Origin of the sequence: Providencia sp. (assembly GCF_003533305.1) — a bacterium.
Classification (GTDB): Bacteria; Pseudomonadota; Gammaproteobacteria; order Enterobacterales; family Enterobacteriaceae; genus Providencia.
On the sequence record NZ_DOEH01000014.1, the window covers coordinates 12542 to 39440 of the forward strand.

Annotated in this window: 20 protein-coding genes; 7 read left to right on the plus strand and 13 right to left on the minus strand. The window is 38.5% G+C overall.

All coding sequences use genetic code 11. The features are described 5' to 3' along the window. The first annotated feature begins 30 nt into the window (after positions 1-30). The 5 genes from DD649_RS07160 to DD649_RS07180 all read left to right on the plus strand — a co-directional run bounded on the left by DD649_RS07160 (position 31) and on the right by DD649_RS07180 (position 5406). Positions 31-783, plus strand: a complete 753-nt coding sequence (locus tag DD649_RS07160) for a M48 family metallopeptidase (RefSeq protein WP_294105123.1) — start codon at positions 31-33, stop codon at positions 781-783. Positions 784-1092: 309 nt separating this feature from the next. After that, positions 1093-1734 carry a lysophospholipid acyltransferase family protein gene (locus tag DD649_RS07165; RefSeq protein WP_336429764.1) on the plus strand — a complete coding sequence of 214 codons (642 nt, stop codon included), beginning with the start codon at positions 1093-1095 and terminating at the stop codon, positions 1732-1734. Beyond that, complete coding sequence (locus tag DD649_RS07170; RefSeq protein ID WP_294105125.1) at positions 1731-2675, plus strand: phosphatidate cytidylyltransferase; 945 nt, start codon at positions 1731-1733, stop codon at positions 2673-2675. The genes DD649_RS07165 and DD649_RS07170 overlap by 4 nt, the downstream gene beginning before the upstream one ends. A 459-nt stretch (positions 2676-3134) precedes the next feature. Further along, on the plus strand, positions 3135-4112 hold the full coding sequence (gene pfkA / locus DD649_RS07175; RefSeq protein WP_294105128.1) for a 6-phosphofructokinase: 978 nt from the start codon (positions 3135-3137) through the stop codon (positions 4110-4112). A 283-nt stretch (positions 4113-4395) separates the two neighbouring features. After that, a complete protein-coding gene (locus DD649_RS07180; RefSeq protein WP_294105130.1) occupies positions 4396-5406 on the plus strand; it encodes a sulfate ABC transporter substrate-binding protein in 1011 nt (336 codons plus the stop codon). 235 nt (positions 5407-5641) lie between these two features. Here the strand turns inward: DD649_RS07180 and uraH are convergent, their stop codons facing one another. From uraH to fpr, 7 genes are all read right to left on the minus strand, one after another. Continuing rightward, a complete protein-coding gene (uraH, locus tag DD649_RS07185) occupies positions 5642-6055 on the minus strand; it encodes a hydroxyisourate hydrolase (protein WP_294105133.1) in 414 nt (137 codons plus the stop codon). Positions 6056-6262: 207 nt separating this feature from the next. Then, positions 6263-7219, minus strand: a complete 957-nt coding sequence (locus DD649_RS07190; RefSeq protein ID WP_294105135.1) for a hypothetical protein — start codon at positions 7217-7219, stop codon at positions 6263-6265. Between the two features lie 155 nt (positions 7220-7374). Beyond that, positions 7375-9255, minus strand: coding sequence for a glycoside hydrolase family 3 protein (locus tag DD649_RS07195; protein ID WP_294105137.1), 1881 nt, complete (start codon positions 9253-9255; stop codon positions 7375-7377). Between the two features lie 425 nt (positions 9256-9680). Next, a complete protein-coding gene (locus tag DD649_RS07200) occupies positions 9681-10628 on the minus strand; it encodes a hypothetical protein (protein ID WP_294105143.1) in 948 nt (315 codons plus the stop codon). 428 nt (positions 10629-11056) lie between these two features. Beyond that, positions 11057-11827, minus strand: a complete 771-nt coding sequence (gene tpiA / locus DD649_RS07205; RefSeq protein WP_294105146.1) for a triose-phosphate isomerase — start codon at positions 11825-11827, stop codon at positions 11057-11059. Positions 11828-12080: 253 nt separating this feature from the next. Further along, positions 12081-12695, minus strand: a complete 615-nt coding sequence (locus tag DD649_RS07210; RefSeq protein WP_294105151.1) for a DUF1454 family protein — start codon at positions 12693-12695, stop codon at positions 12081-12083. Between the two features lie 194 nt (positions 12696-12889). Beyond that, entirely contained in the window at positions 12890-13636 is a 747-nt protein-coding gene (gene fpr / locus DD649_RS07215; protein WP_294105154.1) for a ferredoxin--NADP(+) reductase, read from the minus strand. Positions 13637-14028: 392 nt separating this feature from the next. On the opposite strand from fpr, the gene emrD reads away from it, so the two are divergent. Then, entirely contained in the window at positions 14029-15213 is a 1185-nt protein-coding gene (gene emrD, locus DD649_RS07220) for a multidrug efflux MFS transporter EmrD (protein WP_294105156.1), read from the plus strand. Between the two features lie 39 nt (positions 15214-15252). Here the strand turns inward: emrD and DD649_RS07225 are convergent, their stop codons facing one another. From DD649_RS07225 to DD649_RS07235, 3 genes are all read right to left on the minus strand, one after another. Beyond that, positions 15253-20349, minus strand: coding sequence for a M66 family metalloprotease (locus DD649_RS07225; protein WP_294105158.1), 5097 nt, complete (start codon positions 20347-20349; stop codon positions 15253-15255). 230 nt (positions 20350-20579) lie between these two features. After that, positions 20580-22106, minus strand: a complete 1527-nt coding sequence (glpK, locus tag DD649_RS07230) for a glycerol kinase GlpK (protein ID WP_294105161.1) — start codon at positions 22104-22106, stop codon at positions 20580-20582. A gap of 24 nt (positions 22107-22130) precedes the next feature. Continuing rightward, entirely contained in the window at positions 22131-22973 is an 843-nt protein-coding gene (locus DD649_RS07235; protein ID WP_294105164.1) for an MIP/aquaporin family protein, read from the minus strand. A 315-nt stretch (positions 22974-23288) separates the two neighbouring features. On the opposite strand from DD649_RS07235, the gene zapB reads away from it, so the two are divergent. Next, positions 23289-23528, plus strand: coding sequence for a cell division protein ZapB (gene zapB / locus DD649_RS07240; protein ID WP_294105166.1), 240 nt, complete (start codon positions 23289-23291; stop codon positions 23526-23528). Positions 23529-23713: 185 nt separating this feature from the next. On the opposite strand, the gene rraA is transcribed toward zapB, so the two are convergent. The 3 genes from rraA to hslU form a co-directional block, all read right to left on the minus strand. After that, positions 23714-24238, minus strand: a complete 525-nt coding sequence (gene rraA, locus DD649_RS07245) for a ribonuclease E activity regulator RraA (RefSeq protein WP_294105169.1) — start codon at positions 24236-24238, stop codon at positions 23714-23716. A 145-nt stretch (positions 24239-24383) separates the two neighbouring features. After that, entirely contained in the window at positions 24384-25307 is a 924-nt protein-coding gene (locus tag DD649_RS07250; protein ID WP_294105170.1) for a 1,4-dihydroxy-2-naphthoate polyprenyltransferase, read from the minus strand. A 253-nt stretch (positions 25308-25560) separates the two neighbouring features. Beyond that, complete coding sequence (gene hslU, locus DD649_RS07255) at positions 25561-26895, minus strand: HslU--HslV peptidase ATPase subunit (RefSeq protein ID WP_294105171.1); 1335 nt, start codon at positions 26893-26895, stop codon at positions 25561-25563. Positions 26896-26899 lie beyond the last annotated feature (4 nt).

A 26899-nucleotide genomic window follows, 5' to 3' on the forward strand; every position in this document is an offset into this window, starting at 1 on the left:
GTTGTATATATTCTATAGGAAATATGAAACATGAGAATGAAAGCACTTGTTGCGATAGCGGTTTCTGCTGTCGTTTTAACTGGCTGTAAAAATTTAGACCAAGGGATGTTAACTAACTCAGGCATGCAATTATTTCAAGCAGCTACATTGTCAGATTCTGATGTTAAACAACTTAGTGATCAGTCATGTAAAGAAATGGATGCACAAAACAAAATTGCACCAGCTTCAAGTAAGTACGCTAAGCGTTTAGATAAAATTGCTAAAGCATTAGGTAATGAAGTTGATGGCGTTCCAGTAAATTATAAAGTTTATCAAACTGAAGATGTGAATGCATGGGCAATGGCTAACGGCTGTGTACGTGTTTACAGTGGTCTGATGGATGTGATGAACGATAACGAAGTTGAAGGCGTTCTGGGCCATGAAATGGGCCACGTAGCATTAGGTCACACACGTAAAGCGATGCAAGTGGCTTATGCAACCGTTGCTGCACGTACCGCAGCTGCTTCAGCGGGTGGCGTAGTTGAACAACTGAGCGCATCTCAAGTTGCTGCTTTAGGTGAGAAACTGGTTAATTCTCAGTTCTCTCAACACCAAGAAAGCCAAGCAGACGATTTCTCTTATGATTTGTTGAAAAAACGTGGTGTTAGCACTAACGGTTTAGTGACGGGTTTTGAGAAATTAGCAAAAATGGGTAGCAATGAAACAAGTATGTTTGATTCTCACCCACCATCAACAGAACGTGCACAAAATATCCGTGACCGTATCGCTGCTGATAAAAAATAATATTTAATTATTCAGTTATACCTCAAGGTGCATAGCTGCTGATTCTATATCAGTGACATGCGCCTTGAATTATTTAGTGTCTATTTATCGAAGAAATAGATTTTTTATACATATTATCTGATTGGCTCCCTCCTATTTTTCCTCTAAATGAATAAATCAGAACTTACCCAGTTGTACTCTGCTAGGCAGCTATCTATCTTATTTAAAATGATGACTCTGAATTGCTGATTTAGCATTGATATTGCGCCTTCGTGACTGACCATTAATTTTTAGGACGTCACTATGCGAAAGCGATCGCAAGGAAAAATGATGAAAAAAGTACAGCGAGTTTCTCTATTAGCTAAAACAATGGGAATGCTGTTGTCGGGGACCTGCCGTCTATTGACTGGGGTACGTACCCGTTGGGTTGGGTGTCAGCCTACAATGGCTTCTCGAATTTATTATGCAAATCACTCAAGCCACCTTGACGGATTGGTGATTTGGTCAGGATTACCGCCACTTATGCGTCACTTTGTTCATCCCGTTGCTGCTAAAGATTATTGGGATAAAACTCCGTTTCGTCGTTATCTGGTGAATAAGGTTTTTCGTGCTGTTTTGATTGATAGAAAAGGGGACAAACCCGCAACAGGGAATGTGCTAGAGCCATTGGAAGCTGTATTAGAATCGCAACATTCGTTAATTTTATTTCCAGAGGGAACTCGCGGTGATGGCGAAGCGTTAAGCGAATTTAAAAGTGGTATTTATCATCTAGCTAAAAAATACCCTCATGTTGAGGTGGTACCTGTGTATTTAGAAAATTTAAATCGAGTATTGCCTAAAGGGTCTAAACTCGTTGTGCCCGTTATTTGCTCTGCGACAGTGGGTCAGCCATTGGCACCATTAATGGAAGATGAAAGTAAATCAGATTTTTTGCTGCGTGCCAAAAAAGCCCTTGAGGAATTAATGCCATGAGCCTGTGGGATAGCGAATTATCATTATTATTATCAGGCGTATTTAGCGTACTGATTGTGGCGAGTATCATTGGTGGAATACTGGCTTATCGGTATTCAGGCGAGAAAAGTAATCCAACGATTGATAACTTAAATGCGCGAATTCGGGCATGGTGGGTGATGTGCATTATTTGTGTTCTCGCCGTTGTGCTCGGTAATATTGGCGTTGTGGTTTTATTTGCGTTGATTTCATTTTTTGCATTACGTGAATTTATTACCTTAACCCCTACCAGACGTAGTGACCATGAAGCACTATTTTGGTGTTTCTTTGTCTTTATTCCTCTGCAATATGTATTAGTTGGGATTGAATGGTACGGATTATTTTCTATTTTCATTCCGGTCTTCGTATTCTTATTTTTACCGACCCGAATTGCATTGGCTGGGGATACTTTTCATTTTCTTGAGCGTACTGCAAAGATCCAGTGGGGAATGTTGGTAACAGTTTTCTGTTTAAGTCATGTGCCTGCATTATTGATGCTGAATATTCAAGGCTACGAAGGTGAGACGGTTAAATTATTACTCTTTCTTATTGTTGTAACTCAAATTTCAGATGTACTACAGTATGTCTTTGGTAAATTGTTTGGCAAACATCCTATCGTGCCAAAACTGAGTCCAAATAAGACGATAGAAGGTTTCTTGGGTGGGATACTGTCCTCGGTTGCTATTGGTATTTGTTTATATTGGGTGACCCCATTTAGTTGGTGGGTTGCCGGGCTGATGTCTTTAGCGATTACATTGATGGGATTTGTTGGTGGGTTATGTATGTCAGCAATTAAGCGTGATAGTGGTATTAAAGATTTTGGCGCAATTATTGAAGGGCATGGCGGAATGTTAGATAGAATTGATTCTCTGTGTTTTGCTGCGCCGGTATTTTTCCATTTGACTCGTTACTTTTATACTTAATTCATCATGATGATGGTTTTATTTGAAAAGCACCGTTAAGGTGCTTTTTTGTTTGATGGATACAGCGTTAGATTAAGTTCGATGTTATCATTGTCACTTAATTTTTGTTTCGAACTAAGGCGACAATCGGTATATTGAACCCGCGTTTTAAGGGGATTGTTTTAACGCATTATTTTCCAAGTCATGGGTTCATGAGCTAGTATTATGTTATTGAATACATAATTTTGTCTGTTTGTCGGGATATCTTCGCTTGCTGTTTATATGTACTTTGAATTATTTTGAGTATAAAGCTGAAAATCTTGATGGAAAGCAGATGCATAATCCTGTCTTTACCGTATTATGTCAGTAGGTGAATCAATTCAGCTTTGGCGATTTACAATAGGATTAAGTTTAGAATAACTGAGTAAGTCGTATCCTTTTTATAGATTTGCAATTTATATTCATTAATCAGAGGTCATCATGGTCAAACAGATTAAAAGAATCGGGGTTTTAACGAGTGGTGGTGATGCACCAGGTATGAACGCTGCAATTCGTGGTGTTGTACGTGCTGCACTAGGTGAAGGCTTAGAAGTCATGGGTATTTACGATGGATACCTAGGCTTATATGAAAACCGTATGAAGCAATTAGACCGATACAGTGTGTCGGATATGATTAACCGCGGTGGTACTTTCTTAGGATCTGCTCGTTTCCCGCAATTCCGTGATGAAAAAGTTCGCGCCATTGCCGTTGATAACTTGAAGAAAAATCATATTGATGCGCTGGTGGTTATTGGTGGTGATGGTTCTTATTTAGGAGCTAAAGCACTAACAGAAGCAGGTTTTCCATGTGTAGGTTTGCCGGGCACTATTGATAACGATGTGGCGGGAACAGACTATACCATTGGTTATTTCACGGCATTAGAAACGGTTGTTGAAGCGATTGACCGTTTGCGTGATACCTCAACTTCTCACAAACGTATTTCAATCGTTGAAGTGATGGGGCGTTATTGTGGTGATTTGACCCTATCTGCGGCAATTGCGGGTGGCTGTGAGTTCTTAGTTTTGCCAGAGCAAGAAATGGCGTTTGATCGTGAAGAGCTGCTGTCAGAAATTAAACGCGGTATTGAAAAAGGTAAACGCCACGCCATTGTTGCGATTACTGAGCATGTTTGTGATGTTGCAGAATTGGCAAGATATATTGAAGAGCAAACCCGCCATGAAACCCGTGCTACCGTGTTAGGCCACATTCAACGCGGTGGTTCACCGGTTGCTTATGACCGTATATTGGCTTCGCGTATGGGGGCTTATTCAATCCAATTGCTACTTGAAGGCTATGGTGGCCGTTGTGTCGGTATCCAAAATGAAAAATTAATTCACCATGATATTATTGATGCCGTTATGAACATGAAACGCGTCTTTAAGAAAGATTGGTTCGATACAGCGAAAAAACTGTACTAATTTTTGCCTCTGTTATTGCAAATCAGTTTTATGTACTTCGAGCTATAGCATTGTTGGCTTCATACGCCGCCTTGCTGTAGCTCGAATGATTTAGTCTATTTTCAAACCATTTTTATATTCATATCGCTCTTCGGTTCAAACTTATTTGCCTCCTTTATGTGTTCATATATTCCCCAAATGCATAAGTTTAACTTTTTAATTATTTCCCGTTATCGATACTATCTGTCAGCCTGACCTTGTAATTAATTCGATGAGGGATGGCACAATGGTACATTTATGGCAGATGAAAAAATTTCAATTAACCACCGCATTACTATTCATACTCACCGCAATGGTTTTGGCAACAAGTGCATGGGCGAAGGATATTCAGTTATTAAATGTGTCATATGATCCGACGCGAGAGTTTTATCAGCAATATAATCAAGCCTTTAGTGAATACTGGAAAGCAAAAACTGGCGATACAGTTACTGTGCGCCAATCTCATGGTGGTTCCGGTAAACAAGCAACCTCAGTGATTAATGGGTTAGAAGCTGATGTGGTCACATTAGCATTAGCTTATGACGTAGATGCTATTGCTAAGAGTGGCCGAATAGAACGAGATTGGAGAAGTAAGTTAAGCGATAATTCAGCACCTTACACTTCAACAATTGTATTTCTAGTACGTAAAGGTAACCCTAAAAATATCCGCGATTGGGATGATTTAATTCGTAAAGATGTTTCTGTCGTGACGCCAAATCCGAAAACATCAGGGGGTGCACGTTGGAATTATTTAGCCGCTTGGGGTTATGCATTAGATAAAAATAACCAAGACACTGAAAAAACAAAACAGTTTGTGAAAGAGCTTTATCAAAATGTGGAAGTTCTCGACTCAGGAGCTCGTGGTGCGACGAATAGCTTTGTTGAGCGTGGTATCGGCGATGTTTTAATTGCTTGGGAAAATGAAGCGTTGTTAGCAACGAGTCAGTTAGATACGAAAGATGAATTTGAAATTGTGACTCCAAGTATTTCAATTTTAGCGGAGCCATCAGTAGCAATAGTGGATAAAACGGTCGATAAACGTGATCACCGAGAGGTCGCAAAAGCTTATCTTAAATACTTATATTCAGCAGACGGGCAAGAAATTGCGGCTAAAAACTTTTATCGACCGCGTAATCCAGCCATTGCGGCAAAGTATCAACATCAATTTCCACAGCTAGCATTGCTGACTATTGATAAAAACTTTGGTGGTTGGACAGAAGCCCAGAAAACCCATTTTGCGAATGGGGGGGTGTTTGACGATATTATTCGTCGTTAATCTCGAATACTCGTCATACTTCGAGTTACAGCGTTGTTGGCTTCATTCGCTAACTTTAGTCACATACTTATGTATGCTCCTAAAGGTTCGCTCACTAGCCGCCTAGCTGTAATTCGAATTATTTAGAGTATTACTGAGTTTTGTTTAGAGTATTTGTTGGTTGGATAGTTAGATGCTTGAACCGCTCCCCGCCAACGAGGGGCAGTCGAAGAACGGCTTTGTTTATAAAATGAGATTAACTACCACGATAAGTCGAATATCCATATTGGCTTAGTAATAATGGAATGTGGTAGTGCTGCTCAGGATCGCTAATATTAAATTCAACTGGAATTTCTGGGAAAAAGCTACTTTGATTATTGTCAGCAAAATATTTTCCTGTTTTGAACGTGACTCTATAATTTCCGATTTCAGTTTTTACATTATCAGGCCATAATTTTTTTACTCGGCCATCTTGATCTGTTTTTTCAGAATTTAGAATTTTCCAATTATTAGCTTGTTTCTGCTCTAACGTAACTTCAACACCGGGGGCTGGTTTCCCTGTTTGTTGGTTTAATATGTGAACGCTTAAGCTATCTGCTGCTAGGGCGAGAGTGGGAATAGTGACGGCTGATAATATAATGGCAGAGAGTAGATGTTTTTTAAAATTCATTTTGATATGTCCTTTTATAATAACTGTTTGATAATGCATTTGATTTGCATTTATTCTATAAAAGGATTTATAAAATAGCCTGACAGCTCTATTACAATTTAGTCATGTTATTTTTAAAATCTAATAAATATAAAAGTCACACCAGACTATACAGTCTGTAGTGTGACTTTGTGATTACTTTAAATTAGGCCGTGGCATAATTATTTTTTATTGCCAAGTGTATTTCACACCTAACTGTCCGAGATAGAAAGTTTGACGGTTATTGCTACCAGACGTGATACCTGCATTTTTTGGATTTTCCCAAGTACTTGGTTCAACCGCAAATCCGCCCCACAGTGTGAGTTTTGGTGTTAGGTTATAGAATACTTGAGTTCCTACGCGGTAACCGTCTTTTACTTTTTGTGTTGTGCGTTGATTACTGTCGTAGTTATGCTCATTTAAGTAGTAGCGGAAATAAGGCATTACACTCCAATCTTGATTGAGGGTAATTGGAAAGTAACCACGAATTTGGTTTTGTTCCCATGTCTTATTAAAGTCTTTATCCCAAGTCCAGTCGGTATACATATATAATTTAGCTGTTGCTGAATCATTTACTTTATACACTATACCGTGCTCAGATTCCCATTCGTAGCTGTTTGCGGCATGAAAATTGTCATAATGATAGAATGCATCCCAGAAGTTAAAGGCCCATTTATCATTAAAATTATAAGTACCGCTAGGCATTAGCCAAAAGAGTGTATTTGATGGACGCGCTTGCGTTCCAGGTGCAGAGTCATTGGATTCTTTACGGTAAGTCACGTTAAGATTAAATTGCCCAAGGTCACTTGAATACATTTTGCGTGTTGCCCCAATTTGGGTACGGTTACGAATAAATGAATCTTTCGACGTTGAAAAATTATGGTTGTAGCTTCTTAATGATTCTTTATGTTCAAGGAAGAAACTCCATTTAGATTCAGGATTGGATAAAAATAGTTGTCCAATCATGGTAGTTTTATCATAAACCTTACGATCTTTAGAGTTGTGGTGGCCTTCGAATTTTTCTAATTCCATATAGACGTTAGACGAAATACGCCAGTAGTCATTATTGACTTGGTCCGCAGCAAAAGCAGATGTCGCAAGCCCAGTAGCAGTGAGGAAAAGTAAACCATTCAGTGAAGTTTTCATAATAACCCTTTAATTTTAATTACTTATATACATTTATTTTTATGAGACACCTTTTTTAAGGATGTCAGAATCAGTCCTTTATACCGGTTGAGGTATAAAGGCTGATTAATGCTTATTTTTATGAGTACGTATTATTAATGTAGAGCGTTGAAGAATTACTGGGCGGTGTTGTATGTTTCACCGTGGCCATAAGGGAACAATATTTTGTCGCCTTTAGGGTTTTTGATATTCACCGGTAACAATCCTTTTGGTGGATTGAGTGGTTGTGCGTTGTTATCAGCAAATAAAGTGCGTAAGCCACTGCGAATATTAGTTTCCAGTGAGTTACGATTGTTATTCGTGACATCAAAACCTGTAATACCATAGATGGCAATATTGGCTTTTACGTCGTTCAAATAAGCAATGTCATACGGATTGCGTGATGAAATAACCACTAATGGTGTTTTACTCGCATTCGCTTCGTCAATAATGAGTTGCGCATTTGTGGGTGTATCTTTGAGGTTATAAGTCGTCAGTAGGATTAAATCTTGGTCTTTGACTAATTTTTTTACATCACTTTTAGTCAGCGTGTTTTCGTTTAGTTTTACAACGAGTTCACTACTTTGAATATTGACGTTAGTTTCGTTAGCAATATCGTTTAGATGTTTCTGAATTAATGTATTACGTGGGCTTTCATCTGAAATAACTAAAATATTATTTTGTGATTTCAATTGGTAAGGCAGTACTTTTTCATTTTTAATCAGTGTAACCGCTTGCTCCGAAACCATATTTTCGAGATCTTTATGACTTTTTGAGGCAACAACTTGTTGTGCGGTATTTAAATCAATAGGCTGAGCTGTAATTTCTTGCTGAAGTTTTTTCAATACCACTCGTTTTGCCGATTCATCAATGCGTTTTTTCAGCTCAGGATTTTTTTCAGCTTGTTCTTCTAGGTGGCGATACATGTTATCAAGGCGTGTTACCGCTGCGCTATCCCACATTTTTATTGGCATGAGGACAATATCAGAGCCAGCAAGCAAAGAGGTTTCGACAGCCCAGTTCATATCAAAATTATCGGCAATGGCACCCATATCCATGGCATCGGTAATAATCAAACCATCGTATTTGAGTTCTTCGCGTAAAATATCATGCAAAATAGGTTTTGAAAGCGTGGCGGGCGTGCCAACTTCTTTACCGGTAAGTGTTTTGATTTTATGGTTATCAAGGGCTGGAACAATAATATGCGCAGTCATGACCGCATCAGCACCATGGGCCAAAGCATATTTAAATGGTGGCAACTCGGTTGAACGCCAGGTTTTTGCATCGGAATTGACAACCGGTAAGTCAACATGTGAGTCGGAAGAGACATTTCCATGTCCTGGGAAATGTTTTAATGACGTCAATAAATTGTATTTATGAATACCTTTGATGTAATTGACTGATAGCTGTTCCACTAAAGATTTGTTATCGGAATATGAACGCACGCCAATAACAGGATTATTTTGGTTGTTATTTACATCAACAACTGGGCCGAAGTTGATATTGAAGCCTAGACTTGAAAGTTCGTATCCGTGGATCATACCGGTTAACTCTGCCAGTGCGGGGTTACGTGTTGCGCCTAGCGCCATATTACCGGGCATTTCAGTTCCAACGCGAAGGCGTGTGACATAGCCCCCTTCTTGGTCAGTACCAATGAATAACGGAAGGTTACTACGAGAAGATTGGAGCTTATTGATTAAATCGACCGTCTGTGGCGTATCAATTAGATTTTCACGAAATAGGATTACTGATCCTAAATGGTACTGATTGATAACATTAGATACTTCATCATTCATTGCTAGGAATGGTACGGGTTCACCATTCTTATCTTTATTCCAATATCTGAAATCTAACATGAATAGTTGGCCAATTTTTTCAGCCTCAGACATGTTTTTCACAATTTCTTCAGCTGATTTTTGTTTATCTTTCCATAAATCATCCAACTGTGCTTGCGTCATCGGTTCTGCTATCGACATCGCACTAAAAATACAGGCAGAAAGTAAGGCGAGTTTTTTCATTTTATTATTCCTTAGTTATTTTTCGATGGATAATAAGTAGCCGCTCTTATTTATGATGTGAGATAAATCACAGTTAAAGTTATTCTCAAATTGAGATTTATAAGAATAGAACCTAGTCTGATGAATTATGATGCCTTAATTATTTGATTGATTTATATGATAATTATATAAGTGAATAATTGATTTATATATGGAATAATTTCACTTTGGAATTATCTTGTTATGTGATCTCCGCTGAATAAATAGTTGAATAAATTATTCGTCTAATTAAAGGATTAAATTTTTGTTTTTATACTGCTGAAATAACTAAGAGTAATTTTTGTGTCATATAAAACAGATGAAAATAGTGATAAATACGAAAGTCACATTTAGTGGCCATGTGACTTGTTTTTTATCTTAAATTAAGAAAATGATAAATCATTTATTTATTGCCATTGATATTGCACACCGAGTTGGCTGAGGTAATAGGTTTGTTTATTATTATTTCCTGAGGTTATTTTATTATATTTAGCATATTGCCAATTTGTGGGTTCAATGGCAAAACCACTCCATAGTATTAATTTAGGCGTGATGTTGTATTCGATTCTTGCACCTAATCGATAACCCTTTTTGATTTTTTGAGTGAGAACTTGCGCACTGTTATAGGCATGCTCGCTTAAGTAGTAGCGAAAATAAGGAAAAATACGCCAATTTTGATTAATGGTAATTGGAAGTTCGCCGCGAATTTGGTCTTGTGAAAAAGTATTTGTGAAACCGCTCGCCCAAACTCGGTCATGGTATAACGAGAGTATTCCTTTTATTTTAGGAGCGTATTGATAAACAATACTATATTGGGCTTCCCATTCGTGATTATTTGAACGGTGATAATTACTGTAATAATAAAAAGCAGTCCAAAAATCCAAAGACCATTTTTCATTAAACTGATAACTTGCTGCTGGCATCAACCAATATAAGCTATGAGAGGAATGAGCTAAGGTATTTGGGGCGGAATCATTAGATTCTTTTCGATAAGTGAAATTGAGACTAAGTTGTGACGTCTCATTTTGGGCTAATTGATATGTGCTACCGAATTGTGTACGGTTACGAATATAAGATCCTCGAGACATTGAAAAATTGCGGCCGTAATTTCTAAGGGACTCTCGGTGTTCAAGTGCGAATCGCCAATTAGATTCAGGATTTCTAAGGTTTAACTCACCAATCATACTGACTTTATCGAAAACTTTATTCTTAAAGGCGTCTCGTTGTCCTTGATATTCTTCAATCTCGATATAAGTATCGGTGTTTATTCGCCAAAAATCGTTATTTAATTGAGAGAGAGTGATGGGGGGAAAGAGGGTAATGATAGCTAAAATGAGACCCTTTATATATTTCATAATCATCCTTGTTAAAATACTGAGTTAATCATCATTGATTGTTATTAAAGGTTGTCTGTGTTGAATGTTCTCAACATCGATTTAATGCTAAGCCTTAAATGATGTCCACAATTCTTGGCTATAGGTAGAACAGGAATAATTTAGGGAATGATAGAAATTAAAAACAACTATATTGGTGAATTAAAATTAAATTTTGCTAGGAATAGAGGATAAGAATAGAGAATAATTTACATCTAATTATTTTCATTTTTGTGATAAGGATTGGTATTTTATTTATGAGTATCTTTGACTGTTTTTTATTTTAATTATTTGATTTTACTTAATATTAGATTGAAATAGATAATAATTAGGTTGGTTTTTAATGGTATTAATTAAACAATTAACCGCCATGACTGACGGCTAATTGTTGATGCGTGTTATCAAAGCAATTATTTTGCTTTTTTTGCTTCAGCGGCTGCTTTGACAATCACGGCGAAAGCATCTGCTTTCAGTGATGCACCACCGACTAAAGCACCATCGATATCAGGCTGAGTGAATAGCTCAGCAGCGTTGCTTGCATTAACTGAACCACCATATTGAATGATGACTTGTTCTGCAACTGCCGCATCTTTTTTCGCAATATGAGTACGAATAAATTTATGGATAGCTTGAGCTTGTGCTGGGGTTGCTGATTTACCTGTACCGATAGCCCAGATTGGTTCATAAGCGATAACTGCACCTTGGAATGCTTCAGCACCTAATAAATTTAGGACAGCATCGATTTGGCGAGAACAAACTTCTTCAGTTTTGCCTGCTTCGTTTTCAGCTTCAGTTTCACCGATACACAGCACAGGAATCAAACCTTGTTCTTTTAATACCGCGAATTTTTTAGCAACGAATTCATCGCTTTCATTATGGTAGGTACGGCGTTCGGAGTGACCAATAATGATATATTTAGCACCAATATCTTTAAGCATTTCAGCTGACGTTTCGCCAGTAAATGCGCCTGATAAGTTTACATCTACGTTTTGTGCACCTAATGCAATACGGCTACCAGCAACGGCGTGTTTTGCTTGGTTTAAGTAGATAGTTGGTGGTGCAATTGCTACATCACAACCATCAACACTGCTAAGTTCTTTACGCAGGCCTGCGATTAGATCAATGACCATTTGGGTGCTGCCGTTTAGTTTCCAGTTACCCATTACTAAAGGATGTCGCATGTTGTTTCCTCCAACCTGAGATTTAAATGATTAATCAGTAAGTTATATATTATGCAGTTGTTGTTTTTCGCATAATAAGACAAATTTTTTCACCATCACTGCATATCCTAACTTATTTAAGATATCTGATTGTTAGATAATGATAGTAATCAGATAGTTCTAAGTAAGATAATTATAGGCATTATAAAAACAATACTTAGGAATAGCTTTGCTTTTCATCATGCATGTCCTAAGCATTGTGATCATTATCAGTTTAGGGTGCTTGTTGCTCTAGCTTAATCGGTTCAACAGCAAAAGTAAGCACATTATTATCACTTTTTACTAAAATATAGCGCAAAGTGCCCAATCTGGCTTCTTCAGCTCGATTTGGGTTTTTATCGGTCATGAATTTAGTTAAGGCTGAGGTTAATTCAGGTGCTTTATCCAAAGAAGCATTAGGATCAAATTGATTAATAAAGGCAATAATATAGCGTTCCATCAGCTGCTGGTTTTCTTGGGCTTCTTTTTCGTTAGAGCTTGGGAGCAGGGTGATTTGTAGGCTCTTTATTTTTTCACTACCCCGCTCTAAAACAGCAGATGAATATATTTGTTGGTTAATACGGGATGCTGCACGAATATAGGGTGCTGAAATATCCTGACTCGCAATTACTTTATATTCATGTAGATACAAATCTGGATTATGTTGATTAAACTGAGTACGCAGCTGAGGGATTGTGAGATCAAATGAAGGCGCATCAGGTGCTAAATAAGCCACTTCAAAGTCAGTGTCCGGTAAGGTGGGAACTTTTTGGGCTAATGCCGTTTGGGACAAACTAAGTGCATAAATAGCGATGATAATTTGAATTGAACGAAATATCGGTTGCGTCATTTTTTTTCACTCATTCTTTGGATGCTCTTATTGTATCAGGATTAGGTGCAATGACATCATTATTGGTTTTTTTCATTTTAAGGTTGTACGAGTCATTGCCCATATTTTAGATAAAATATCCGCTTCCTCAGTTTGAAGTATTTAAAACAGGTAAAGAAGCGGTAAAATCATATTATTATTTTGAGTTTTAAAGTTTACCAATATTGCTCGCTAGAAATATGACCTGGTTTACGGCGTAAATGTTTAACCATTCCATGGCTATTTTTCAGCATATCGCGCGTATCTCGTACCATTTCAGGATTACCACACAACATCACATGGCAGGTATCAGGACTTAGTGGTATACCGACAGCCTCTTCAAGCGCATGATTTTCGATTAATGCAGGTACTCGACCCTGTAATGAGCCTTCGGCATGTTCACGACTGACAACGGTGACGATTTGCAGTTTCCCTTGATATTGCTGTTCTAGCTTCTTCATCAGTGGCAAATAGCTAAGATCTCTGTGGTAGCGAACTGCATGAAGTAACACTATGTTTTTAAAACGTTCTAGTCCTTTGCCTTCTTGTAATATCGAAAGAAATGGCCCGATTGCCGTCCCTGTAGATAGCATCCAGAGGTTTTGACATTCAGGTATTTCATCTAAGACAAAAAATCCTGTTGCTTCATCGGTTATTTGTAATTCGTCACCAGGTTGTAGTTGTGCAAGTTTTGGACTCAATTTTCCATTGGGAACAATAACAAAATAGAACTCGAGTTGATTATCACTCGGTGCATTGACGTAAGAATATGCACGCTGAATACGTTCTCCATCAATTTCAAGTGCGAGCTTGGCATATTGTCCTGCAGTAAACGGTTTAATTGGTGCATTGATCACCAAACTAAATAATGATTCTGTCCAAAACTTTGCTTCTACAACATTTCCAGTAACCCAATTAGCCATAAATATGTACCTTTTGTTATTTCTATAGCGATGTGTTTATTAGGATTTAATACTAGAACAGATCATTATTTGTTCTTATCGATAATGTGGTTCAGTGATTTATTCTTAGAAATAGAGAGTTGGCAATGTCAATGTACACTTATGTTGACATAAGCGGCGAATATGGCTGCCATTCATAGATAAACTAAAATGATGTACTGGCTCGAAAAAATATTATTTTTTGTTATCTTAGTCACATTAGAACAAGGTTTATGTTTCATTGCTTTTTATGCCAACTTTGAAACAAGAATTTATTATTCAGTATTTAATTTTTAAACTCCGCCCTGTGTTATTAAATTTTAATAATGCAGAGCTTGTGTGTGCATAGAATTGACTATTTTTTTGAGAAGAAAATGAGAAAACTGGAACATTTTAATCTGTTGTTGATGCTAATTGCTTTAGCTGCTGTCGGGCAGATGACTCAAACTATTTATGTCCCTGTTATAGCTGAGATAGCCGTTTATTTTAATGAACCTTCGGGTGCTGTGCAGCAAGTTATGGCTGCGTATTTATTTTCTTATGGCTTTTCACAGCTATTATATGGGCCACTTTCAGATCAGATTGGTCGCAAACCCGTAATTTTAGCAGGATTGACCATTTTTCTGTTATCAACAGTTATCGCAGTTTTCTCACCAACACTTGAGGTGTTGACTATTGCCAGTGGCTTACAAGGGCTAGGTACGGGAGTGGCTGGCGTTATGGCAAGAACCATGCCTCGTGATCTGTATAAAGGTACTGCATTGCGTTATGCCAATAGCTTATTAAATATGGGCATACTGGTCAGCCCGTTATTAGCCCCTATGTTTGGTGGAATATTGGCGCATTTTTGGGGATGGCATGCTTGCTATATCTTCCTGTTTATCTTAGGTGCATCAGTGCTATTAAGTATGTATCACTGGTTACCAGAAACGCGCCCAGTTTCCCCTGAAAAACGTAAAATGGTCGCGTCATATGTTCAGTTGCTTTCTAATGGTCCATTTTTGTCCTATTTAGCGATGTTAATTGGTGCATTAGCCGGAATTGCAGTTTTTGAAGCCAGTAGCGGTGTTTTAATGGGGGGCGTTTTAGGGCTTAGCAGTATTACTGTGAGTATTTTATTTATTTTACCAATTCCAGCTGCTTTTTTTGGTGCTTGGTATGCAGGACGTGAAGGTAAAAGCTTTTATTCACTAATGTGGCATTCCGTTATTATTTGCTTATTAGCTGGCATATTAATGTGGATACCAAGCTGGTTCGGTGTGATGAACACTTGGACATTGCTAATACCTGCCGCCATCTTTTTCTTTGGTGCGGGTATGCTATTTCCGCTTGCGACTACTGGCGCAATGGAGCCTTTCCCTTATCTTGCTGGGGCGGCAGGTGCTTTAGTCGGTGGTTTGCAAAATGTGGGCTCAGGTATAGCAACATGGATTTCATCCCATATGCCACAAAATGGCCAATTTAGCTTAGGCTTATTAATGTTTTTGATGTCAATCATGGTGTTACTGTGTTGGTTGCCTTTGGCTCATAAAATGAACCAAACCGAAAGTACAGTTTAGTTTTTAAATACAGGCGGTATGGTTACCGCCTGATGACTTTTATACTATTAGAAGTGGAGAAGAGACCGCCGATGACGCTATTGGTATATACGCTTTATTGCCCATTATAGTTTGACTATCGGTTTTATCCATTGTGCTAAATAACTCCGGCTGATTTTCAATTTTGTTGAAAACGACGGGATGGTTATAGTCTAAGAATTCCATGTTTTCACTGATTATTGACGTATAATTTTGAGAGAGTGTGATGGAGAATGGTTCAACTCTATCTTGTAAGTGTTCATCAATATAAATCTTTATTTTATTTATTTTTAGTGCAGGTGTACTGTCTATAGTACCAATAATGGATAGCTTATTGCCTTTTCGTGTGATCTGCCATTGTTCTAAAGGGTTCTGTTCTTGTTGTTTTCCTTGTTTATCTTCCACCGTAAGAGTGACCCAATAATTACAGATATTTTCAGGTAATTGTAATGCTGTGATATCAATAGTTTGATTAATGTGTACATCCGAAAGTAATGGAACATTTGATTCAGTATAGTAATCCTGAGGTACTATATTATTGTTTTCCAGTAAGTTCGTATGATTGATTGGTAAAAATATCTGCGTAGTTCGGACTTGGGTAAATTCACCTAACGGGTCGTGTAATGAAAAATATTGTTGATGTCGTTGCCCATTTTCAATCCAAGCAGCACAGATTGCACTATCTTCAGTGAGCCGGTGTAGGTTTATTTTTCCTGTTTTCAAATCAATTAAATCAGTGGCGGTAGCAGACCAAAATAACTGACTGCCACTCCAATAGTTATCGAGAACTAATTGTTCTAGAGATGAATTGCTCTTCCATTTGCTAAAGAGGCGGTTTGCTAGGGAATTTGAATTCTTATAAGTATAAATTGATTCACCAATTTGTTTATTTTTATTAATTCTGGCAATTTCGATTTTTACGAGTTCTCCTTTATCTGGAATATTTAAATTAATCGTTTCTATATATGGGATCGCTTGCAAACTTTCTGTCAGTAAACCTTGCTTTGTGGCGTATGTGACGGTCAAGGCATAGGGTGTATGGTGATGATATGGGCGGCCTTCGCCTGTTTTCAGGTTGTGATATTTAGCTGGTAGGTTGCCAATTGTGCGTAATGGTTGGATTGTGCTGTAAGGGTGAGGTTGATTATCAGGGGTTGTTATAATCAATGCTTGTATCCAATAAACAGGGACATCTCGTTGATGAGCGAGCTCATAATGCCGTGTATTAGGATAAAAGCTAGAAAAATTATCAAGAGTAAGGGTAACCCACTTTTGTTCTTTTTCTGACCAGTTTTGATAATAACCTTCTCCAGCAAAATTATTATCTTCAATATCGTGATCGATAATGTTGTTAGGCTGCCAACGTAGTTTTTTTCTTAAAAATTGTTGAATGCGCTGAGTAAAAAAATCAGAGTGTGGAGTAAAGGCATTAAAATGGTCATATCCTTGATTCTGTAAGAAAGGATATAAAGCTGGCATGACCTCCTTGCTTTCCTTGCTGTGCGGCTCAGTATATCGATAGGTAATATAGGATTGAGTTTGCTGATCATAGCCAATATTTTGGCCATTTGTTTTACCATCAAATGGATAAAAAAATTCAGTGTTATCAGTGTTATCAGTGTTAATGGTATGGTTCAAACCAAACCCGTGCCCGTACAACTCATGCCACATTACATCTGAACGAGCAATACCAGCACCTTGATTCTTCCAAGCTAGGCCTAGTAAGTTAATGGTATTTGTCGGAGTCAGTGCATAGTAATTAAAGTCACTATCAAGGCCATTGACACCGATGCTCTGATGGCTTCGGTGAAAACCCCAAGAGATCTGTTCAGTGCTATTATTATAAAATCCATTAACCCTATCATAGGCTGGCATGAACAGGGCTGAATGATGAGTGATAGCAGGGTCAAGTGGCATCGTTTGCGAAATCGTTGGGTAACTATACAGCGTGAATTTAGTTGCTGGTAATTTTGCTGCGGCTTCTATGCCCCAACTGAGTGGGGAATAAGCGTAAACACCGTGACCTTGTTGGTATAGGCTATGGTGAGTAATACGAGAAGTCATTTCATTGCTGACACTGATTTTAGGTTTAAAAAAACCATTGTTATCAGTATAAGGCATAGTTATTGGTGTATCACCAGCTATTAGTTGAATGCGAATATCGGGTTGTACCCAGTGACCTTTCAATGGTGCAGTATAACTATGTTTATGAACCTCTTTACTTTCCACTGAGGGTATATTTGGTATGGAAGGTAATTTCTGTGGCAGTTTGTCTGGACCTGTTAAGCGAATTCGGCCAAGTTCCATATCATTTTTGTCGATTACAATAGCGGTTAAATTAGGTGCGCTTGCAGCGGATTGGCTAGTAATGTCTACCTTTAATAAGGCCCATCGGTTAGCTGTTAGTATAAAATAAGGTGTATCAGGGCTTTGTAAATGAGTTTGAGCAAGTTGAATTGTTTGAATTTTCATATCATCAGGAACACTGTAATTTCGCTTTGCTGGTTCATGATAAATTGGATCTGGAATGGTGAATACTCGTTTACCGGGGTAGCTTACAATTGGCGGGCGGTCAGATTGAATGTGAATTGACATTGGCGCAGATTCTTGACCATTTTCTGTTATCGCAACAAAGTCGAATTGATCATCACCAGAAAATGACTCATCACTTTTGGGTTGATATTGCCACTCTCCTGTTCGGTTATTGAGTGTAACAATACCAAATTTCGGCGCTTCGAGTAGCCGATATTCAATAATATCCTTATGCGATGGTAACTTATCGGTGACAGCGCCTACTGTGAGCTTATTTGTCTCTGCTCCTGTATTATTTGCTATGACAAATGGCAGGGTTTGATGCTGAATGCCAAAATTAAGATCTTCGATAGTCCTATTTAGGGGATCCTTGATGTATAATTTTTGATCTTCCTCTTTCTTACCATGATGATAACTCACTACTAATGAACTACTTTGTGCATGTGACTGTAGATAATTTTGTAAGCGTTCGACAAATTGCTCAGGGAGTGTTTCACGTAGGTGAGGTGACCTCAATTCTGTTTTGATAAATTGTACTTGTTCTGCTTCTTGGCCTTTTAATACCAGTGAAAAATGAGTAATTTCATTTAAGTTTTCAGGTTTTAGATGAATAATATGTTTGGTATATCCATGTTCTTTTATTGATTTGAACTTATGTTTTTTATAATATTCTGATTTTATTTGTACATAATTTATTGCTTTATTTTTTTTGAGTTGCAGTTGAAGGATAGATAAATTATCTCCTTGAATCGTGATGTTATTATCTTTAAATTTAGCTGAAATATGCGTGTTGAATAAAGGCTCAATTTCTTGATTAACTTTATTTTCTATTTCACTGACTAATGATTGCCATGAGTTGTGAGGCGAAAGTCTAATATCATTTAATATAAATGGTTTCGAATGGCTATCTATTTGTAGAGATAATGAAAAATATTCGGCTTGAGTTACCATGTCTTCAGTTAGATGAAGAGAGCTAATTGCAGGTGAGGGTAATGAAATAACTTTCTGATAGCTAACCTCAGAAATAGAAGGCTCAGTAATAATAGGAATGCGCTCTTTTTGATACGGTACTTCTGTTAAATGGTGGTGAAGTGCTTGGCTGGATAGTTGCTCTGTATTACCGTTAATATCCCACATAAGTTGGAATTTGGGAATGTCTCCGTTATTGGTAATGATTATTTGAATAGGGTACTTTTTATTAGCCTGAAGGTTATTTAACTTGAGAGTATTTAATTGTTGGTTTTTATCAATAGATGCGTCTTGATGATTAACTTTATATGACTGTAGTAAACCGGGGCTGTATTTTTCTAATGCAAGTATTAGGAAACCATCACGTGGTGCAGTTATAGTCCCATCATAAACCCATTGAGTAGGTGTTTTACGTGGAGATAATAAAAGGTGAGCGTTATTTTGTAATGAGTTTGCAGGAATAACCGTTTTAAAAACAGGTGTTGTTGTGTTAGTCAGTGGGTTTAATTCATTAATTGTTAAGTGTAATCCATGTTTACTGTGAGCGGCAGTTGGGCTAGTGGCTTGTTCTTGCTCATATTGCGTTGGTTGAATTTCTTGGATAAGCTCCTGTATAGCTTTGCTAGATGATATATCGTCATTATGATGAATCAAAACACCTCCACCCGTGAGCGCCATATAATGACGCGCGAGCTTAACTTGTTTGTCATTTGCATTTGAAGGTAGGATGACAATTTCATAGTGTCGATACCACTGTCCGCTAGGTAGCAATGGGTCAGCCATTTGATTAGCGGCTCTAGAGTCACCTTCTAGCCAATCATGTGGTGAATTAAAGCTGTCGACAAAAAGTCCATGTTTAGATTTGAATTGAAATCCTGAAAGCTCGTCAATACTGACAGCACTGAGTAGATGAATTTTTTGGTTTCCACCGGGTATACGCTGTTTATCTGCTAACCAACTGAGTAGGTGAAAAGCGGTATTACCTGTTTCTGATCTTGTTGGGTCCTCTTTAATTAAAGCGTTGATGAGTGTGGAGTTATGACGGAGTACGGCGATACGACCCCTTCCTTTTTTGTAGTAACCAAGCTGCAAGTTATTCTGTTTCACTTCATTAGTAATGATTTCTTGTACCTTGGTATTATGTGAATGCCGAGTAGGAGGGTGAATTAAGTTCTCAGGAATATACTCATAACCATTCTTCGTATCCCAATAAAAGCGAAATTGAGGTACTGAGCCATCGGTAATTGTTGTAAATTTAATGGGATACTGTTCACTGGCATTAAGATTATTAAAACAGAGGCCATTAGTGATTTCCTCTGTGCTTAATTTTATTTTTTTATGATTGATCTCAATAGATAAATCACTGCTGTGTTTATCAACCATAAAGGAATACTTTCCATTCTTCGGAATGGTAATTATACCTTCATATACCCATTTACTTTGTGTTGTTCTTGTTTTTAATAATGCGGCATTATCGGTTAGGTCAGAAACAGCGATGACTTGTCTAATAACGGGAGTCTTTTGGTCAAGGCTTGTCATATCATAAACTTGAACCTGTAAACCAAATTTTTGTTCTTTATTCCATTGAACAGATGAGGGGGAGCTTGGGTTATCCATAACCTATTTCTCTTTGTGTTTATTAATATGAGTGACATGAGATAGAACTATATGGATATTTTAATTACTTATAATGAAACGTCTAATTTATTATTATACTAATAGCTATGATTACATTTATTAAATAATTAGTTGTCAGGTGATTTACTAGGAGAAACAATTAATCCTATCGTGAATAATAAAAGGCCATATAAATTATATGACCTTAGAGTGATTAGCTTAAAATATATTTAAGCGCGATCTTCCCATTCTTGCGCTCGAGCAACGGCTTTTTTCCAACCTTCATACTTCACATTGCGCTCTATAGTTTCAATGCCTGGCTTAAATTCACGCTCAATAGTTGCCTTGCTTTGCAGCTCATCTAAGCTGCTCCAAAAACCAACAGCTAAACCTGCAAGATAAGCTGCGCCTAAGGCCGTACTTTCGCGGACTTCAGGACGTTCTACCGTTGTACCTAAAATATCAGCTTGGAATTGCATTAAGAAGTTATTAGCAACTGCACCACCATCAACACGCAATGCTTTTAATCGTTCTCCTGCATCTGCTTGCATGGCATCTAGCACATCGCGAGTTTGATAAGCGATAGATTCAAGGGTGGCACGAATAATATGATTGCGGTTAGCCCCACGACTTAATCCGAAAATTGCGCCACGGGCATACGGGTCCCAATAAGGTGCACCTAAACCTGTGAATGCAGGTACGACATAAACACCATTACTATCTTTTACTTTAGTTGCAAAATATTCAGAGTCGGTGGCTTCATCGATAAGTTTGAGCTCATCACGCAACCATTGAATTGATGCACCGCCCACGAATACAGCACCTTCAAGGGCATAATTTACTTCGCCTCGAGGACCGCAAGCTATTGTGGTGAGAAGGCCATGATTAGAGCGTACAGCGGTTTCTCCTGTGTTCATCAGTAAGAAACAGCCAGTACCATAGGTATTTTTAGCCATCCCTGGTTTCACACAGAGCTGACCATACAATGCGGCTTGTTGGTCACCAGCAATACCTGATATTGGGATACGTGTGCCGCCTTTACCTCCGATATTTGTTTGTCCATAAACTTCAGATGATGGACGAACTTCTGGCAACATAGCGCGTGGAATATTCAGTGCTTTTAAGATCTTGTCATCCCATTCCAAATTGCGGATATTGAATAACATAGTACGAGATGCGTTAGTGAAATCGGTAACGTGAACACGTCCTTGCGTCATTTTCCAGACTAACCAAGTGTCAACTGTACCAAACAGTAGTTCGCCTTTCTCTGCACGCTCTCTTGCGCCTTCTACGTTGTCGAGAATCCACTTAATTTTGGTGCCAGAGAAATAAGGGTCAACAACCAATCCTGTATTTTGGCGAATATACTCTTCTAAATCTTTATCATTTTGTTTTAAATGAGTACAAAAATCAGCGGTACGACGGCATTGCCACACAATGGCATTATAAACAGGTTTACCTGTTTCTTTTTCCCATACGATGGTGGTTTCACGTTGGTTGGTGATACCGATACCTGCGACTTCATCAGTACGAATATCTGCTTTAGCAAGCACTTCAACGAGTGTTGAGCTTTGTGATGCCCAAATTTCCATTGGATCATGTTCGACCCAGCCTGGCTTAGGATAAATTTGAGTAAACTCACGTTGAGAGATACTAATAATATTGGCTTCGTGATCAAGTACGACAGCTCGTGAACTGGTTGTTCCTTGATCAAGAGCGACAATATATTTTTTAACGATATTAGTTTCTGTTGTCATAATTTAAACCTGTTCCCGTAATAATTATACGTTTTTAGTTAATGGTTTTTTTTCTTCAATCTCTGATTCACAAACCATGCAAGGTAAGTGACGGCCAATTAATTTGCGGTATCCAAATGCGCCTAACAGTCCACCAACAATTGGAGCGGTCAGCGGTATCAGGAAGTAAGGAATTTCTCGTCCACCAGTTAGTGCAATATCACCCCATCCTGCAAGGTAAGCGACAACTTTAGGGCCAAAGTCACGAGCAGGGTTAAGTGCGAATCCGGTTAGTGGGCCAAATGAACCGCCAATAACAGCGATTAAAATACCAATTAATAAAGGTGCTAATGGGCCACGAGGAACACCATTACCATCATCGGTCAGACCTAAAATCAGACAAACTAAAATAGCAGCAATGACAACCTCAATGAAGAATGCGTGGAGCTCACTAATTTGTGCTGCTGGATAGGTTGAGAATACCCCTGCTGTAAACAAGCTTTCTTGTGTACCACGAATAATATGGTGTACCTGATCATAATCAAAGAACACAGGTGAGTACATCGCATAAACCAGTGCCGCGGCGCAGAAACCACCTAGCATTTGTGCAATAATGTAAGGAATAACCTTGCGTTTATCAAAGCAGGCAAATAGCCATAAAGCAAGGGTGACAGCCGGGTTTAAATGAGCACCGGAAGTCGCGGCGGTAAGGTAAACGGCTAGGGCAACTCCAAAGCCCCAAATAACACTAATTTCCCAGAGGCCGAGCTGCGCCCCTGCAATTCTAACTGCGGCAACGCAGCCTAATCCGAAAAATACTAGCAGTGCAGTACCTAAGAATTCCGAAATGCACTGACCTGTGAGGGTAGTCGTGGTCATTTGGCTCATATGTTCTATCCTACGAAAATTGAAAATGAAATTAAAATTATTGTAATGTTTTTCTGAGTTAAGATTTTCTAATTGAAAACCCATACTGTAAATTTATCGTTAATGAACATAAACGAGAAATATCGAAATTGAAAAATGTGTGTTACATCACTAAAGCGAAAGAAAACAACCATAAATAGTGATGCAATCGACCTTTGCAATGTGATCCGACCAGTGTTTTTAAATCACTAATCTATAGAATCAGACGTAAGGAACTGGACACAGGGGATCATGCTACTTACAATCTGTTAAAAGCTTATATGGGAGATTAAAAACATGTCATTTGAAGTATTTGAAAAACTAGAGTCAAAAGTTCAACAAGCGATCGACACCATCACACTATTGCAGATGGAAATCGATGAATTGAAAAGTAAAAATGGTTCATTGAACCAAGAATTAGAGAATGCAAAATCAGGTACTGAGTTACTGGTGCGTGAAAATGAGCAGTACAAACAAGAACAACAAGTGTGGCAAGAACGCCTGCGCACTTTGTTAGGTAAGATGGAAGAAGTTTAATTTACTCGTCATACTTTGATTTACAGGAGTGTTGGCTGCGTTCAGCAACCTGAGTTACAGACTTTTGTCTGTTCCGCTCGCTATCTTTGTTTACCGGCTGCTTGTATTTTGAATTGTAAAAATAAGGGCAGATAGTGAATTCTATCTGCCCTTATTTATTGAATTTATTGAGGGGACTATGCGTATTATGCGTTGATAGGATCTTCGAATTCGTCAATTTCACTGTTGGGAGCAGTAAGTGGCTCTTCGGATAAAATCATACCGGTGTTATCTGCGTACAGATAATCGCCAGAGAAGAAAGTCACACTACCAAAATTGACACGAATATCACTTTCGCCGACGCCTTCGTCAGGGCAGCCAGCAGGGACAGCAGCAACAGCTTGGATACCAAGGTCTAGTTCCATCAATGCATCGACTTGACGCACTGCACCGTAGACGACAATACCTTCCCAGTTATTATTAAACGCTAGTTCTGCAAGTTCAGCATCAATCAGTGCCTTACGGACTGATCCGCCACCATCAACCAGTAATATGCGACCATTACCGTCTTCTTCCAGCAAATCATACAGAATGCCATTATCTTCAAAGCATTTAACTGTAATAATTTGACCGCCAAATGAAGTACGTCCACCAAAGTTGGAAAAAAGAGGTTCTACCACGTTAACGCTTTCTTGGTAGATGTCGCAGAGTTCGGAAGTATCATATTTCATAGGATTCAGATCTTTTTTTGCTGCAAGAGAAATTAAGTATATCCCTTTTTAATAGTGATTGGCAAAGTTCCCCACCCTAAACAGGTGGGAAAGTCAAAAAAACAGCAAATAATTGTACAACTTGCTCATCGCTATCTGTGAATCACTATTTACTCATTACAACGCCAATAGAAAAAAGCACATTGGTCAATAATGCTGCTTTGACCATATTGACTAACATTGGACGCATACCTTCAGGCGTTGGGTCCATCAGGACTCGGCGTATATGATTCATCAGCATTGGAACGGCAAGTAAAAACAGCCAGCCACTCCAACCTTGCAAATATAATAAATTGAAGAAGGCTAAGCATAGAATGGCCGCAAGGATAATGATGGTATGATAAATTCTTGCGCCTTGAGGACCCAAGCGAACCGCTAATGTGTTCTTTCCTGCTTTGATATCATTTTCGATATCGCGCATATTATTAATATTCAAAACAGCGACAGAAAGTAGTCCACAAGCAGTAGCAGGTAAAATAGTAATCACATTGAAGCTATTAGCTTGCAGATAAAAAGTGCCGATAACACTCAGCCAGCCAAAGAAAACCAAGACTGAGATGTCTCCAAGACCTAGATAACCATAAGGTTTTTTACCTACGGTATAGGTAATTGCTGCCAGGATAGCGATGAGACCGAGCGTTAAAAAGCCAATAGCATCTTCAGGTTTTTCACAAGCGACAAAAATCAATAATAAGCCAGAGATACAAGCGGCAATAATATTAATTTTTAGCGCTTTTTTCATATCTGCTTGGGTAATTACCCCTTTTTGCATACCCCGTAGAGGACCGATGCGTTCGGCCGTATCGGAACCTTTAATGGCATCCCCATAATCGTTTGCAAGGTTAGATAAAATTTGAAGCAAACCAGCAGTAATAATCGATAGAAGGGCGACTGGCCATTTGAAGTTGCCAGTTAAATAGGTCAGTGCAGAGCCAGTAATGATAGCAATAACCCCGAGAGGAAGGGTCTTGGGACGCAAGCTTTCTAGCCAGGCCTGTTTACGGCTAATAGGAATTGGTGATGAGCTCATTTAATCATTTCACAGGTTTATGCCCTTCATCGCTCAAGTTACAGCTTTGTTGGCTGCGTTTAATTTGCAGTCTAGCGATAACTTAAATTATTCAGGGTAATGTTCTTAATAATTTTAATAACCCATCATCTGAGAAATACATCGGTGTTTTTCGTGTGATGGATTGAATATAGAGTGTCAAAAGTGCAGCAATTATTGCTGCACTTTATATGACGTCTATTAAGGATACATGAAAACCGGATAATTAATAAGATTATAAAATAAATCTACTCAGATCTTCGTCTGCAACTAATTCGTCTAAGTGTTGTTTCACATAGTTAGCGTCAATTTGAATTGACTGGCCACTACTTTCACTTGCATCGAAAGAAATATCTTCCATTAAACGTTCTAACACAGTGTGAAGACGACGAGCACCAATGTTTTCAGTGGATTCATTTACTTGCCATGCGGATTCTGCAATTTTACGAATTCCATCTTCAGTGAACTCAATATTCACACCTTCAGTAGCCATCAGCGCTTTATATTGCTCAGTCAAAGAAGCGCTCGGCTCCGTTAGAATGCGAACAAAGTCTTCAGTCGTGAGTGCTTGTAGCTCAACACGAATCGGTAAACGACCTTGTAATTCAGGGATCAAATCTGATGGGCTAGAAACTTGGAAAGCGCCAGACGCAATAAACAGGATATGGTCAGTTTTTACCATGCCATGTTTCGTTGAAACTGTGCAGCCTTCAATTAATGGCAGTAAGTCACGTTGTACGCCTTCACGAGACACATCAGGTCCTGAGCTTTGGCCACCACGTTTACAGATTTTATCGAATTCATCGATAAACACGATACCATTTTGCTCAACCGCTTCGATGGCTTGCTCTTTTAGCTCTTCTGGATTGACTAATTTTGCTGCTTCTTCTTCAATCAGTAATTTGAAGGCTTCTTTGATTTTCATCTTGCGTGGTTTTTGTTTTTGCCCTGCAAGATTTTGGAACATTGATTGAAGTTGGTTGGTCATCTCTTCCATGCCTGGAGGCGCCATGATTTCAACACCCATTGGGCTTGCTGAAACTTCGATTTCAATTTCTTTGTCGTCTAACTGACCTTCACGTAATTTTTTACGGAAAGTTTGGCGAGTTGGTGATTGCTCATCAACAGACTCAGATTGTCCCCAGTTATTTTTTGCAGGCGGGATCAGTACATCAAGAATGCGCTCTTCTGCCATTTCTTCAGCACGGTAGCGATTTTTTTCGATGGATTGATGACGTACCATTTTTATCGCGGAATCGGTCAAATCACGAATGATAGAGTCAACTTCTTTACCGACATAGCCTACTTCAGTAAATTTAGTGGCTTCAACTTTGATGAACGGTGCATTGGCAAGTTTTGCAAGGCGACGTGCAATTTCTGTTTTACCTACACCAGTAGGACCAATCATCAAAATATTTTTTGGTGTCACTTCATGGCGTAATGCTTCATTCAACTGCATACGGCGCCAGCGGTTACGTAGCGCGATAGCAACAGAACGTTTGGCCTTGTTTTGACCAATAATATAATTGTCGAGTTCGCTGACAATTTCGCGTGGAGTCATTTCGGACATGCTA

Coding starts and splice junctions, on each gene's coding strand:
- DD649_RS07160 (WP_294105123.1), top strand. CDS start 31: ATGAGAATGAAAGCACTTGTTGCGATAGCGGTTTCTGCTGTCGTTTTA.
- DD649_RS07165 (WP_336429764.1), top strand. CDS start 1,093: ATGAAAAAAGTACAGCGAGTTTCTCTATTAGCTAAAACAATGGGAATG.
- DD649_RS07170 (WP_294105125.1), top strand. CDS start 1,731: ATGAGCCTGTGGGATAGCGAATTATCATTATTATTATCAGGCGTATTT.
- pfkA (WP_294105128.1), top strand. CDS start 3,135: ATGGTCAAACAGATTAAAAGAATCGGGGTTTTAACGAGTGGTGGTGAT.
- DD649_RS07180 (WP_294105130.1), top strand. CDS start 4,396: ATGAAAAAATTTCAATTAACCACCGCATTACTATTCATACTCACCGCA.
- uraH (WP_294105133.1), bottom strand. CDS start 6,055: ATGAATTTTAAAAAACATCTACTCTCTGCCATTATATTATCAGCCGTC.
- DD649_RS07190 (WP_294105135.1), bottom strand. CDS start 7,219: ATGAAAACTTCACTGAATGGTTTACTTTTCCTCACTGCTACTGGGCTT.
- DD649_RS07195 (WP_294105137.1), bottom strand. CDS start 9,255: ATGAAAAAACTCGCCTTACTTTCTGCCTGTATTTTTAGTGCGATGTCG.
- DD649_RS07200 (WP_294105143.1), bottom strand. CDS start 10,628: ATGAAATATATAAAGGGTCTCATTTTAGCTATCATTACCCTCTTTCCC.
- tpiA (WP_294105146.1), bottom strand. CDS start 11,827: ATGCGACATCCTTTAGTAATGGGTAACTGGAAACTAAACGGCAGCACC.
- DD649_RS07210 (WP_294105151.1), bottom strand. CDS start 12,695: ATGACGCAACCGATATTTCGTTCAATTCAAATTATCATCGCTATTTAT.
- fpr (WP_294105154.1), bottom strand. CDS start 13,636: ATGGCTAATTGGGTTACTGGAAATGTTGTAGAAGCAAAGTTTTGGACA.
- emrD (WP_294105156.1), top strand. CDS start 14,029: ATGAGAAAACTGGAACATTTTAATCTGTTGTTGATGCTAATTGCTTTA.
- DD649_RS07225 (WP_294105158.1), bottom strand. CDS start 20,349: ATGGATAACCCAAGCTCCCCCTCATCTGTTCAATGGAATAAAGAACAA.
- glpK (WP_294105161.1), bottom strand. CDS start 22,106: ATGACAACAGAAACTAATATCGTTAAAAAATATATTGTCGCTCTTGAT.
- DD649_RS07235 (WP_294105164.1), bottom strand. CDS start 22,973: ATGAGCCAAATGACCACGACTACCCTCACAGGTCAGTGCATTTCGGAA.
- zapB (WP_294105166.1), top strand. CDS start 23,289: ATGTCATTTGAAGTATTTGAAAAACTAGAGTCAAAAGTTCAACAAGCG.
- rraA (WP_294105169.1), bottom strand. CDS start 24,238: ATGAAATATGATACTTCCGAACTCTGCGACATCTACCAAGAAAGCGTT.
- DD649_RS07250 (WP_294105170.1), bottom strand. CDS start 25,307: ATGAGCTCATCACCAATTCCTATTAGCCGTAAACAGGCCTGGCTAGAA.
- hslU (WP_294105171.1), bottom strand. CDS start 26,895: ATGTCCGAAATGACTCCACGCGAAATTGTCAGCGAACTCGACAATTAT.